General features: G+C 71.2%; 12 protein-coding genes, 1 pseudogene and 1 riboswitch. Of the genes and pseudogenes, 6 read left to right on the top strand and 7 right to left on the bottom strand.

From position 1 onward, the window contains the following. Nucleotides 1-87 precede the first annotated feature (87 nt). Nucleotides 88-1,476: a pyridoxal phosphate-dependent decarboxylase family protein gene (locus tag AVL59_RS17815; RefSeq protein ID WP_067305328.1), complete on the top strand. Its 1,389-nt coding sequence runs from the start codon at nucleotides 88-90 to the stop codon at nucleotides 1,474-1,476. A gap of 99 nt (nucleotides 1,477-1,575) precedes the next feature. Next, complete coding sequence (locus AVL59_RS17810; RefSeq protein ID WP_067305325.1) at nucleotides 1,576-2,109, top strand: hypothetical protein; 534 nt, start codon at nucleotides 1,576-1,578, stop codon at nucleotides 2,107-2,109. A 1-nt stretch (nucleotide 2,110) separates the two neighbouring features. Here the strand turns inward: AVL59_RS17810 and AVL59_RS17805 are convergent. The 4 genes and pseudogenes from AVL59_RS17805 to AVL59_RS17790 all read right to left on the bottom strand — a co-directional run. Further along, nucleotides 2,111-2,455 (bottom strand): annotated as a pseudogene (locus tag AVL59_RS17805) (short-chain dehydrogenase); the annotation flags it as partial. A gap of 242 nt (nucleotides 2,456-2,697) precedes the next feature. Further along, entirely contained in the window at nucleotides 2,698-3,327 is a 630-nt protein-coding gene (locus AVL59_RS17800; RefSeq protein ID WP_067305322.1) for an MBL fold metallo-hydrolase, read from the bottom strand. After that, nucleotides 3,327-4,415 (bottom strand): S-(hydroxymethyl)mycothiol dehydrogenase, encoded by a 1,089-nt coding sequence (locus tag AVL59_RS17795; RefSeq protein WP_067305321.1) that lies wholly within the window; start codon nucleotides 4,413-4,415, stop codon nucleotides 3,327-3,329. Before AVL59_RS17795 ends, AVL59_RS17800 begins: the two co-directional genes overlap by 1 nt. Before the next feature lie 183 nt (nucleotides 4,416-4,598). After that, nucleotides 4,599-4,904 (bottom strand): hypothetical protein, encoded by a 306-nt coding sequence (locus tag AVL59_RS17790; RefSeq protein WP_067305318.1) that lies wholly within the window; start codon nucleotides 4,902-4,904, stop codon nucleotides 4,599-4,601. 174 nt (nucleotides 4,905-5,078) lie between these two features. On the opposite strand from AVL59_RS17790, the gene AVL59_RS17785 reads away from it, so the two are divergent. Next, nucleotides 5,079-5,438 (top strand): nuclear transport factor 2 family protein, encoded by a 360-nt coding sequence (locus AVL59_RS17785; protein WP_067305315.1) that lies wholly within the window; start codon nucleotides 5,079-5,081, stop codon nucleotides 5,436-5,438. Between the two features lie 183 nt (nucleotides 5,439-5,621). Here the strand turns inward: AVL59_RS17785 and AVL59_RS17780 are convergent, their stop codons facing one another. Continuing rightward, complete coding sequence (locus AVL59_RS17780; RefSeq protein WP_067305312.1) at nucleotides 5,622-7,595, bottom strand: flavin monoamine oxidase family protein; 1,974 nt, start codon at nucleotides 7,593-7,595, stop codon at nucleotides 5,622-5,624. 247 nt (nucleotides 7,596-7,842) lie between these two features. Continuing rightward, nucleotides 7,843-7,923, top strand: a riboswitch (ZMP/ZTP riboswitch). Between the two features lie 22 nt (nucleotides 7,924-7,945). Between AVL59_RS17780 and AVL59_RS17775 the strand changes: the two genes are divergently transcribed. Beyond that, nucleotides 7,946-8,794 (top strand): bifunctional 5,10-methylenetetrahydrofolate dehydrogenase/5,10-methenyltetrahydrofolate cyclohydrolase, encoded by an 849-nt coding sequence (locus AVL59_RS17775; protein WP_067305309.1) that lies wholly within the window; start codon nucleotides 7,946-7,948, stop codon nucleotides 8,792-8,794. Here AVL59_RS17775 and AVL59_RS17770 read toward each other — a convergent pair whose 3' ends face one another. Together AVL59_RS17770 and AVL59_RS17765 are read right to left on the bottom strand one after the other, a co-directional pair. After that, entirely contained in the window at nucleotides 8,795-9,817 is a 1,023-nt protein-coding gene (locus AVL59_RS17770) for a CU044_5270 family protein (RefSeq protein ID WP_067305305.1), read from the bottom strand. Beyond that, nucleotides 9,810-10,373 carry an RNA polymerase sigma factor gene (locus tag AVL59_RS17765; RefSeq protein ID WP_067305302.1) on the bottom strand — a complete coding sequence of 188 codons (564 nt, stop codon included), beginning with the start codon at nucleotides 10,371-10,373 and terminating at the stop codon, nucleotides 9,810-9,812. Before AVL59_RS17765 ends, AVL59_RS17770 begins: the two co-directional genes overlap by 8 nt. 106 nt (nucleotides 10,374-10,479) lie before the next feature. Here AVL59_RS17765 and ctaD point away from each other — a divergent pair, with 106 nt between their 5' ends. Further along, entirely contained in the window at nucleotides 10,480-12,105 is a 1,626-nt protein-coding gene (ctaD, locus tag AVL59_RS17760; RefSeq protein WP_067305299.1) for an aa3-type cytochrome oxidase subunit I, read from the top strand. Further along, entirely contained in the window at nucleotides 12,102-12,440 is a 339-nt protein-coding gene (locus AVL59_RS17755) for a hypothetical protein (protein WP_067305297.1), read from the top strand. The genes ctaD and AVL59_RS17755 overlap by 4 nt, the downstream gene beginning before the upstream one ends. Nucleotides 12,441-12,482 lie beyond the last annotated feature (42 nt).

Genomic DNA, 12,482 nt, shown 5'->3' with positions numbered 1-12,482 from the left:
GGGCCGGGAGAGCCTCGGTCCGTAGCGGTCCGGTTTCCCCCGAGTGGACCGGGCGCGAGGGTCTGCCGCGGACCTACGCTGCGGCGCATGCACCGCACACTCGCCGACGATCTCTCCCGGCTTCCCGAACTCCTGCAGTCCGCCCGTGATGTCGCCGCCCGTGAGCTGGCGGACCTGGCCGAACGGCCGGTCGCCGCACCCGGGCCGGCGCCGGGGCGCGCCCCCCTCCCGGACGAGGGAGCGGGCGGCACGGGCGCCCTCGCACGGTTCGCCGAGCGGTGGGCGCCGGGCTTCTCCGGCTCGGCCGGGCCCCGCTACCTCGGTTTCGTCACCGGCGGCGCGACCCCCGCGTCGGTCGCCGGGGACTGGCTGACGTCCGCGTTCGACCAGAACCTCTCGGGGGCGGGCGGCTCCTGGGCGGCGGAGCTGGAGCGGGAGACCGTCGCGTGGCTGCGCGAGCTGTTCGGTCTGGGCGAGGCGCACAGCGGCGCGTTCGTGACCGGGGCGACCGCGTCCAACACGGTCGGCCTCGCGATCGCCCGTGAGTGGCTCGGCGAGCGGCTCGGGGTGGACGTCTCCCGCGCAGGCGCCGCCGCGCTCGGCCCGGTCGACGTGCTCTCCGGCAGCCCGCACTCCAGCGTGGCCAAAGCCCTGTCCGTACTGGGCATCGGCCGGGACCGGCTGCGGCGGGTGCCGCTGCTGCCGGGCAACCGGGAGGCCGTGGACGTGACCGCGCTGGAGACGGCGCTGGCGGAGCTCGGCGGACGGCCCGCGATCGTCGTCGCGAACGCGGGCACGGTGAACACCGTCGACTTCGACGATCTGCGGGCGATCGCCGCCCTGAAGGAGCGGTACGACTTCTGGCTGCATGTGGACGCCGCGTTCGGCGGCTTCGCCGCCCTCTGTCCCGAGTACGCGGCGCTGGTCGACGGACTCGACGCGGCCGACTCGGTCTGCGTGGACCTGCACAAGTGGCTCAACGTGCCCTACGACGCGGCGGTCCAGTTCACCCGCCGCCGTGACCTGCAGGTGGCGGTGTTCCACAACGCCTCGCCGTACCTGGGCCCGCCCACCGGCGAGCCCGACTTCCTGCATCTCACCCCGGAGAACTCCCGGCGGCTGCGCGCCCTGCCCGCCTGGTTCTCGCTGGTGGCCTACGGCCGGGCCGGGCACCGCGAGATCGTCGAGCGGAACGTGGCCCTCGCGCGCCGCCTGGGCGAAGGCATCGACGCCGTGCCGGGACTGCGCCTGCTGGCCCCCGTCCGGCTGAACGTCGTCTGCTTCACGCTCGCCCAGGATCCCTCGCCCGAGCGGGTGGACGCGCTGGAGAGGGCGGTCGCCGACTCCGGGGAGACATATGTGACGCCGACGGTGTACGGCGGGGTGCCCGCGCTGCGGGCCGCGTTCAGCAACTGGCGTACGACCGAGACCGATACCCGGCGGGTCCTGGAGGTGCTGGCGGCGGCCTCGGCCTGACGGCTCAGGGCCGCTGCCGCGGGGGCGCAGGGAACTTGGGACCCGTCAGGACGGCGACCGTACGGGCCGGACGGTCAACGCGGCGGATAACGTACGCACATGTCGGCGTTCATACAACAACTCCCTGCGCTCATCGGCGTCGTGATCGGCGCGCTCGGCTCGTATCTGGCGGTCGTCCGGGGTGATCAGGCCCGGTTCCGGCGGGAGCAGGCGGCGCGCTGGGAAGAACGGCGGCTGACCGTGTACGCCGACTACGCGCGCGCCCTGAAGAAGTCGGTCACCCTGACGTACCGGATCGCCGCGCATTTCGGCAACGACCCGCATCCGCACCCGCTGGCGCCCGAGGAGGCGGCTCAGCTGCTGGCCGAGGCGGCCGACGCCCGCGACCCGTCCGGGGAGGCCCTGTTGCTGCTGGGCAGCCGGGAGGTGGTGGAGAAGGCCCGGCAGTGGGTCGTCGTGGTGATGGAGATGGAGCGGTTCCTGCGGGAGGAACGCCGCGAGCCCGGAGCCTGGCAGGCCCTGCTGGATCGGCAGCGGGCCGGCCGCGAGGCGTACTACGCGGCCGTGCGGGAGGATCTGGAGCTGCCTCCCGGCCACTCGGCGCGCTGGGGGCTGCCGGTGCCGCAGCCGTAAGTCACCGGTATCCGGTCACGTCCGCAGGTTTGCCCGCGTCCTGTACCTCGACCAGGTACCGCCAGGCGTCCGGCCTGCTGCCGTCGAGGTCGGTGAAGCCGTACACCTGGGCGAGCCCGCCGCTGGAGAGGGACTGCCCGTTGTGGCGGGCCACACCGGGGTCGGCCGCGAGGGCGGCCACGGCGCGGCCGACGAAGCGCGGGGTCTCGGAGACGGCGAAGTGCGGTTCGCGGTCGAGCGCGTCGCGCCGGTTGTCCTCGTGTACGCCGAAGGCGTCGAGCATGATCTCCGAGCGCAGCCGGCCGGGGGTGAGTGCGACGGCGGTGGCGCCGCGCGGGCCGAGTTCCACGGCGATGCCCCGTCCCGTGCCCCGGGTCGCCCCGGCGACCAGCGCGACCTCGCCCTGCAGTGCCTGTGACATGTCCGGCCTCCTGTACCCGTACGACGGCTGTCGTGGTCCAGGGTGGCGGGAAAGCCGGACATCTTCTGTCACCTTTGGCGGCGCAGCGGGAGGTGGATCACGAACTTCCGCACGACCGCACCGGCGAGCCCGGACACAGCCGGACGAACTTGTCCGGGGGCCTCGGGTCAGTGCCCGCGGTTGATCCACTCCTCCAGATGGGGTGCCTCGGCGCCGATGGTGGTCGACTCGCCGTGTCCGGTCAGGACCTTGGTCTCCGGCGGGAGGGTGAGCAGCCGTTCACGGATGGACGTGATGATCGTCGGGAAGTGGGAGTACGAGCGTCCCGTGGCGCCGGGGCCGCCGTTGAAGAGGGTGTCACCGGTGAAGACGACGCCGAGGCCAGGGTCGTACAGACAGACCGCGCCGGGCGCGTGACCGGGGGTGTGCAGGACGGTCAGGTCGGCGCCTGCGGTCTCCAGTACCTGGCCGTCGGCCAGGTGACGGTCGGGATCGCGGTCCGGATGGGTCAGCTTCCACAGCGGCAGATCGTCGGGGTGCAGCCAGATCGTGGCGCCGGTCAGGTCCGCGAGGGCGGGGGCGGCGTCGATGTGGTCGTTGTGGGCGTGGGTGCACACGATGGCGGTCAGCCGGCGGTCGTCCACCGCCTCGGCGATGGCCTCGGCGTCGTGGGCGGCGTCGATGACGATCACTTCGCGTTCGTCACCGACGATCCACACGTTGTTCTCGACGTCCCAGGTGCCGCCGTCCAGGGTGAACTGGCCGGAGGTGACGAGGCGTTCGATGCGCGTGGTCATCAGAGCACCACCACCGAGCGCAGCACGTCGCCCTGGTGCATCCGCTCGAACGCCTTCTCCACCTCGTCCAGTTGGACCGTCTCGGTGACGAAGGCGTCCAGCGGCAGGCGGCCTTGCAGGTGCAGGTCGATCAGCATCGGGAAGTCGCGGGTGGGCAGGCAGTCGCCGTACCAGCTGGACTTGAGCGCGCCGCCGCGGCCGAAGACGTCCAGCAGGGGCAGTTCGAGTTTCATCTCGGGGGTGGGGACGCCGACGAGGACGACCGTGCCGGCCAGGTCGCGGGCGTAGAAGGCCTGCTTGTAGGTCTCGGGGCGGCCGACCGCCTCGATGACGACGTCGGCGCCGAAGCCGCCGGTCAGCTCGCGGACGGCCTCGACGGGGTCGGTCCGCGCGGAGTTGACGGTGTGGGTGGCGCCCAGTGTGCGGGCCGTGTCCAGCTTGCGGTCGTCGATGTCCACGGCGATGATCTTCGCCGCTCCGGCGAGGTGCGATCCGGCGACGGCCGCGCCGCCGACACCGCCGCAGCCGATGACGGCGACCGAGTCGCCCCGGCCGACGTTGCCGGTGTTGATCGCGGCGCCGATGCCGGCCATCACGCCGCAGCCGAGCAGTCCGGCCACGGCCGGGGAGACGGCGGGGTCGACCTTGGTGCACTGTCCGGACGCGACCAGCGTCTTCTCGGCGAAGGCGCCGATGCCGAGCGCCGGGGAGAGTTCCTGCCCGGTGGCGGCGAGGGTCATCTTCTGCTTCGCGTTGTGGGTGTTGAAGCAGTACCAGGGGCGGCCGCGCAGACAGGCCCGGCAATTCCCGCACACGGCCCGCCAGTTGAGGACGACGAAGTCGCCGGGTGCCACGTCGGTGACGCCTTCGCCGACCGACTCCACGACGCCGGCGGCCTCGTGGCCGAGCAGGAAGGGGAACTCGTCCGAGATTCCGCCCTGTTTGTAGTGCAGATCGGTGTGGCAGACGCCGCAGGCCTGGACGCGTACGACGGCTTCGCCGGGCCCCGGGTCCGGCACCACGATCGTCTCGACCCGTACGGGTTCGTCCTTCCCCGGTGCGATCACGCCGCGGACTTCCTGCGCCATGGCCTGGCCTCTTTTCCTCGATATGCCTTCGGTGCCGACCCTACGCGCGAGCGATCGCGGCGGCACGGAGCACGGCGGTGATCGTGGATCTTTCCGGCCGCGGTGCTCCCGCGGCCGTCAAGGCGCCCGAGGACAGCGGCGAGGGCCGTCCGGCGGGGACGGCCCTCGGCTTCTTCGGGCGGATCAGGCCTCGACGGCGGGCAGCAGACCGGCCACGGGGGCGGCGCGGCCGGTGAGCTGGTTCGGTCCGTTCAGCCGGTCCAGGTTCTCGAGCTGGTCCAGCGCACGCGTCTGCACCGCGACCCGCGGGGACCGGGACTTGCGCTGCGCGGGGATGTCCCGGATGGCGTGCGGGTCCGGCGCGGCCATCGGGTTGATCTGCCCGGTGTGCGGTGTGCCCGCCCCGGCCGCGTTCGCGAGCGGTGCGGCGAGACCCGTGACCCCGACGGCCAGGCCGACGGTGGCGACGATACGTCGTGTTGAGATCATGCCTTCAGCAACGGTCGCGGACACCGGTCGGACACGGGCGCCCGGCGGCGCTCACTCGTCAGGCGGAGCACACCGGCTGCGCTTGCCGTGCCCGCGTGGGCGGAGGAGTCTCGAAGGTGGGGCCCGCGAGGTCCGCTCCCCGCCGGGCCGCGGGCGCCCGAAGGAGGTCACACCATGGGCACCGCGACGGCCTTCGACACCGAGACCCTGCGCCGGGGCATCGAAGGGAGCACCGGAGACACCCTCCTGTCGCTCTACACGGATGACGCGGAGGTCCGCATCATCGACCGCAACACCCAGCCGAGCCACCCCAAGGTCCTGCACGGCCGCAGCGAGATACGGCAGATGCTCGACGACGTCTACAGCCGCGACATGACGCACAAGCTGGACCGGTGCGTCGTCCAGGGCGACCACGCGGCCTACAGCGAGTCCTGCCGGTACGCGGACGGGACCCGTGTCCTCGCCGAGTCGATGATCACGCTGCGGGACGGCAAGATCGTCGAACAGATCCTGGTCCAGGCATGGGACGAGTAGCGAGGAAGGTCGCGAGGGTCCAGGTCAGCTCTCGGCTGACCTGGACCTTCTCGGCCCGTGCGGCGCTGGGCCGGGCCCCCGCCCGGCGGCGGGGGCCCGTTTCCGCGGCGGGTCTGCAGGCGTCCTTCTGCCTGCTCCGGTCGGCGCTGCGAACAGCGCGCCGTATGACCGCCCTGCCCCCGGTCAGCCCGTGTGGACCAGCAAGGCCGTCCGGACGGCGGACTCGAGTGCGCCTTCGATCCAGGCGGGTTTGATGGACGTGTGGTCCCCCGCGAAATGCAGCGGCCCCTCGGATGCGGGGACGTCGGGGAACAGTTCCGTGTGCTGGCCGGGGAGGAGCACGGAGGCCTCACCGTAGGCGTAGTGGTCGCGCATCCACGACTGGGTCTTGCACTTGTCGGTGAAGAAGACCTCGCATCGGCGGCCGAAGACGGCCTGCACTCCGGCGAGAGCGCGCAGGTACCGCTCGTCGTCGGCGAAGGCATCCCACTTGAGGGCGTCGTCGGACCAGCTGTAGGAGGCGAGCACGATGCCTCCGTCGCTGCCCTCCAGAGGGTGCGCGTGCTCGAAGTACATGAAGCGGTTGGCGTTGTCGCTCACGTTGCCGCCGCCACGGATGTGGGTGGCGGCCGGGTCGCCCGTGACGGACCGGAACGCGGCGAAGCACTTCTTGAGTTCGTCGGGGATCGTCACCCCCAGGTCCTTCACGGACTTGTGGGCGCCGAGGTACCGGCCCGGTGGGACCGAGCCCTTGCCGTACTTGTCGTAGAGGTTGTCCTCGATGGAGTTCAGCGCCTCCTTCCACTGCGCCTCCGTGAACTCCCACCAGCGCCGGGAGAACTCCAGCAGCACCTTGGTCGCGGCGTCGTAGTGCAGTTCCGTGACGGCCCGGCGCTTGCCGTAGCCGAGCGGAGGGTCGAAGGTCACGTGGCGCAGTCCGGAGAAGGGGACGGTGATGATCGCCTCGTCGCCGTCGAAGACCTCCGTGACCCCGCCCTCGCCGGTCCGGCAGTCCTCGGAGACGGTGTGCACCCAGACCTTGCCGGCGCGCCGTTCGACACGTACGGCGCGCCTGTCGAGCCGTACCTTCCCCTTCACCCGCGCGTACAGCGCGTCGGCGAACAGCGCGGTGCCGCCCTTGATCTCCCAGAACTTGGTCTTGGGGTCGATCAGCGCGGCGGACAGGAAGCTGTGCGTGAAGGAGAGGTGCAGGCGTGAGGTCAGGTTCTGGACGGTGCCGACGAGGTCGATGGTCCTGGTGTCGAGTCCGGCGACCTCGGTGAGGTACCGGTACATGGACCAGTGGCCGTACCGCTTGAGGACCTCGGCCCATCCGTCGACGAGGGCCGTGCCCTCCTTGCCGCGGATGAGCCGGTGTGCGGGTTCGAGGGCGTCGGCGAGGATGGCGGACGCGGTCTTCGTGCGGTCGGGGCCCGTGACACCGAAGGTGTCGTTGATCTTCTCGGGGTTCTTCTCGTAGTCGGCCCGGCGCATGTGAACGCCGTTGACGTGGATCCAGGCGCGGTTGGCCTTCTTCGTCGGGTTCTCGACCTCCACGTCCACCAGGTAGAACTCCTGGAGCGGGAGGCCGAGCTTTTTGATCAGCGCCATGAGCAGGGGGTGGCTGTCGGGCAGCCGCATGGCCCCGGCCTCGGCGTACTGCCGGGGGTCGGCGAAGGGCTGCTCCCCGTTCTCGTGACCGCCCTTGCGGAACGTCTTGATACGCCCGCCGACGCGGTTGCCGTTGGCCTCGATCACCACGACCTCGTGGCCTGCCCGGTGGAGCAGGTCGGCGGCGAGCAGACCGGCCGGTCCGGCCCCGACGATCAGGACCTTCTTGGTCGCCTTGGCCCGGCTGGCGGGCAGACCGTTCTCGATGACCTTCAGGTAGGCCGGTACGAGGGGTCTGTCGTGCTCGTCGTAGACACAGATGGCGCGGGCGACCGTGGTGTACGCGCGGGGATCGGTGCCGGGCGGCGCCGCGGCCGGTGCCGTCGAAGGTGCGGTGGCCGGGCTCAGCGCGGTCGCGGGCGCGGCGGAAGCGGCGGTGAGTCCGGCGGAGAGCGCCGAGGCACCGGTCGCCGTGACCACGGCGCGCCGTGAGGGCAGCGCGTCCGTCGCCCTCGTGCTCGGAATGCTCACGTCCGGAGTGCTCATGTCGTGTGTACTCATCGCACAACACACTTGACCTACAAGCGACTTGGGGCCAGCTCCTTCACACGAAACGGGATCTGTAAACCACCCTCACGGGTCATCACACGTCTCCCCTCGTCTCCCCGGCCCGACGCTACGGTCGGTCGCCGTCGCATGACTCCTCCGGGGCGGACCGTGGCGAGAGGACCTACCGCCTCTGTGGCGTCCCGCCCCGGGGTTTCGTTCGGGTCGCGCCGTCTCGGTTAGGCTGTACGCGGGCCGTGACTGGCGCTGAGGTGGAGTACCACCGGGGAGCGGCCCGAGGTCGATGCCGCGCGCCTGGGCGATGAAGGTCAACCAGCTCAGGAGCGCACATGACTCAGGCCCGCCTCATGGACGGCACCGCACTCGCCCGCCGCGTCGTCGAGGAGACCGCGAAGAGGGCCGCCGATCTCACCGAGCGGACGGGCAGCGCGCCCTGTCTGGCCACGGTGCTGGTCGGCGAGGACCCGGCGTCGGTCACCTACGTCCGCATGAAGCAGAACCGCTGCCGCAAGGCCGGCATCGAATCCCGTCACGTGGCGCTGCCCGCCGCCACGACCACCGCCGAACTCGTCGGCACCCTGCGGGAGTTGTCGGCCGACCCGGCCGTGCACGGCATCCTGCTCCAGCACCCGGTCGGCGATCACGTGGACGAGCGGGCCGCGTTCGAGGCGATCGCGCCGGAGAAGGACGTCGACGGTGTCACCTTCGCCTCCTTCGCCACGATGAGCTTCGGCCTGCCGGGGTTCGTGTCCTGCACGCCCGGCGGCATCCTGCGGCTGCTGGACGAGTACGACGTCGACCCGGCCGGGAAGCGGGCCGTGGTGGTGGGCCGCAGCGCGATCCTCGGCAAGCCGGTGGGCATGCTGCTCCTCGCCCGGGACGCGACCGTGACGTACTGTCACTCCCGCACCCAGGACCTGTCCGCCGCGGTCCGGGAGGCCGACATCGTGGTCGCCGCCGTCGGGCGGCCGAAGCTGATCCGGGGGCAGGACATCAAGCCGGGCGCGGTCGTCGTCGACGCGGGCTACAACCCCGGCAACATCGGCGACGTCGACTTCGACTCGGCCGTGGAGCGGGCCTCCCTGATCACTCCGGTGCCGGGCGGTGTCGGCCCGATGACGATCGCCACGCTGCTGGAGCAGACCGTGACCGCCGCCGCCCGGCAGCTCGGAGTGTGATCAGCGCATCCAGGCGCTGTAGCCCATGACGTCGCCGGCCTTCAGTCCGTATGCGGGGTCGTCCTTGGTGGAGGTGTCCTCCATGCCGAGGACGGCACCGGTGCGCGGTTCCAGGATCAGCATGCGCCGGACACCGCCGCTGTCGTACACGTAGGCCCTGCCGGGGCGGCCGAGGCGGTCGGTCACCTCGCCGGCCGGCCGCAGCCCCTCGGCCTCGGCGAACAGCCGGACGAGGGCGGCCGACTCGTGGGCGCCGAGGGTCCAGTGGTCGAGCAGTTCCGCGACGGCGTCGAAGAGTTCCGGGGTGCTCAGCGGCGCCGTGCCGCGGTCGGTCTGGGGACGGGCGATCTCGGTGAGGTAGGCGCTCAGGGCCGCCGCGGTGTGCGGCGGGGTTGCCTCGGGCGGGGCGTCGCTCCACATCGGCGGGTATGTGGTCCGGCTGATCACATGGCCGTCCGCCACCAGGTGCGGGGCGTCGCCCTCGTCGGTGAGGACCGGACGGCCGGGCCTGCGCGGGTCGGTGGCCACGACCAGTTCGGTGTGGGTGGCGTCCGCCCTCCAGCGCACCACCCGCTCCTCGGGAAGCGTGACGGGGGGCACGTCGTCGCCCAGGCTGAGGCTCCATGACTGCACGTGCGTGCCCTTGCGCAGGCCCGGTGACCCGCCCGACGCGGCAGCGTCGGCAAGGGCGACCATCTCGGTCAGCGGCACGGGCACGGAGGGGACGTGGACGGCCAGCGGTCGCGGCGCGGCGACGGCCCGCGGGGTGCTCGCACCGCCCAGCACCGCGTCGAGGGCGATCACGAGGACGACGGCGGTGGCGGCGAGGCCCCAGAGCAGCCGGGCACGCGGGGTACTGCCGCGCAGCGGCGGAACGAGCCGGATGCGGCGCCGTCGGCGGTCCTCGTGCAGCAGCCGTTCGAGCCGCCGCTCGGCACGGTGGTCCAGTGGTCCCTCGCCGAAGTGGGGGCCGTCGACCGGCACCGGGTTGGCGCCGCGGAGCAGTTCGAGTTCGTCAGCCATGTCGGTCGTCCTCGCAGGGGGTCGCGTCGGCGGAGGCGGGCGCGGCGGCCACAGCGGGCCGTATCCGGTCGATCTCGGATCTGAGGCGGCTGCGCGCCCGGTGCAGGCGCATCGCCGCGGCCCGACTGCCGCAGCCGAGGGCGACGGCGATCTCGTCGGCGCCCAGTTCCTCCCACGCCGCGAGGCGCAGCACCTCCTGGTCCGCCGGGGACAGCCGGGCGAGCGCGTCGTGCACCCAGGCACCGGGGGCCTCCGCGTCGGGGCTGTCCACGATGTGCCGGCCGTGCGCGGCCTGGTCGTTGCCCATCCGGTCCACCAGTCGGCGCCGGCGTCCATAGCCGCGTACCGCGTTCGCCAGGCAGTTGCGTGCCACGCCGTACAGCCAGGGCAGCGGCGACGCGGGCAGGTCGGCACGGCGGCGCCAGGCCACCGTGAACACCTCCGCCACCACTTCCTCCACCTCGTCGGCCCGCCCCTGAAGTCGCCTGGCGACATAACGGCTGACCGCCCAGTAGTGCTCGCGATAGGCAGCGGCGAAGATCTCGTCGTTGCTCATGTTCGGTTCGTGTCCGGCACCCCGCGGATCGTCACACCCTTCTTCCGTGATGTTCCTCGCGCCGTCCGAGTGTGACCCACGGGCCGGGCGCGGACACAGGCGGGGCGTGAAGAGGATCCAAGACATCAGGACCGTACGGTGGCTGACGACCACCGACCACAAGACGATCGGAACGCTCTATCTGGTCACAGCGTTCGGGTTCTTCCTGATCGGTGGTGTGATGGCGCTGCTCATGCGCGCCGAGCTGGCCCGGCCGGGGCTGCAGATCATGTCGAACGAGCAGTTCAACCAGGCGTTCACGATGCACGGCACGATCATGCTGCTGATGTTCGCGACGCCGTTGTTCGCCGGTTTCGCGAACTGGATCATGCCGCTGCAGATCGGCGCGCCCGACGTGGCGTTCCCGCGACTGAACATGCTGGCCTACTGGCTGTACCTGCTCGGCTCGCTCATCGCGGTCGGCGGCTTCCTCACGCCGCAGGGCGCGGCGGACTTCGGCTGGTTCGCCTACTCCCCGTTGTCGGACGCCATCCGTTCGCCGGGTGCGGGTTCCGACATGTGGATCATGGGTCTGGCCCTTTCCGGCTTCGGCACCATCCTCGGCGCGGTCAACTTCATCACCACGATCATCTGCATGCGTGCCCCGGGCATGACCATGTTCCGCATGCCGATCTTCGTGTGGAACGTGCTGCTGACCGCCGTCCTGGTCCTGCTCGCCTTCCCGGTCCTCGCGGCCGCGCTGTTCGCCCTGGAGGCGGACCGCAAGTTCGGCGCCCATGTCTTCGACGCGGCGAACGGCGGAGCCCTGCTGTGGCAACACCTCTTCTGGTTCTTCGGCCATCCAGAGGTGTACATCATCGCGCTGCCGTTCTTCGGCATCATCTCCGAGGTCATCCCGGTCTTCTCCCGCAAGCCGATGTTCGGCTACATGGGTCTGATCGCGGCCACCATCGCGATCGCCGGTCTGTCCGTGACGGTGTGGGCGCACCACATGTACGTCACCGGCGGTGTGCTGCTGCCGTTCTTCTCCTTCATGACCTTCCTGATCGCCGTCCCGACCGGTGTGAAGTTCTTCAACTGGATCGGGACCATGTGGCGCGGCAGCCTGTCCTTCGAGACCCCGATGCTGTGGGTGATGGGCTTCCTGGTGACGTTCGTCTTCGGCGGCCTGACCGGGGTGATGCTGGCCTCGCCGCCGCTGGACTTCCCGACCTCCGACACCTACTTCGTGGTCGCCCACTTCCACTACGTCATCTTCGGCACGGTCGTGTTCGCGATGTTCGCGGGCTTCCACTTCTGGTGGCCGAAGTGGACCGGCAAGATGCTGGACGAACGGCTCGGCAAGATCACCTTCTGGACGCTGTTCATCGGCTTCCACGGCGCGTTCCTCGTGCAGCACTGGCTGGGCGTGAACGGCATGCAGCGCCGTATCCCCGACTATCTGGCGGTCGAGGGGCTCACCACGCTCAACACGGTTTCGACGATCTTCTCGTTCCTGCTCGGCTCGTCCCTGCTCCCGTTCTTCTACAACGTGTGGAAGACCGCCAGGTACGGCGAGAAGGTCGAGACCGACGATCCGTGGGGCTACGGCCGCTCCCTGGAGTGGGCGACCTCCTGCCCGCCGCCCCGGCACAACTTCCTCACCCTCCCCAGCATTCGCAGCGAGTCCCCGGCGTTCGACCTGCACCACCCCGAGGTGCCGCTGCGGGAGCGGGAGTTGACCACGCGATGAGCAGCGGGGACGAGCGGACGCTGGTCCAGGAGATCGAGGGCCATCTGCTGCTGGCCGCCGCGCGGGAGGAGGGCCGCACGGCGGCGGCCCGCGCGGCCGCCCGCCTCGGCTGGCTCACCGAGACCCAACGGGACGATCTCGAGCGGCAGTTCGAGGCGGAGTACCTGGCGCTGGCCCGCACGTCGTGGCGGCGCACCGCCGAGCGGGCCGAGGAGCTGCGGGAGGGGTACGAGACCAGATACCGGGCGCTGCGGCAGCGGCTCGTGGCCTGCTTCCTGCTGGGCTGCGCGGCGCTGGCGGCGACGGGCCTGCTGGTGCTGTCCGCCAGCGCCTAACGGCAGGGTCTCAGGATCTCAGCCAGTGCCGGTGCAGGCGAT

The organism is Streptomyces griseochromogenes, from assembly GCF_001542625.1.
Taxonomy (GTDB): domain Bacteria; phylum Actinomycetota; class Actinomycetes; order Streptomycetales; family Streptomycetaceae; genus Streptomyces; species Streptomyces griseochromogenes.
Note: the sequence above shows the minus strand (reverse complement) of the source record. Positions and strands in the feature narration are given on the sequence as shown.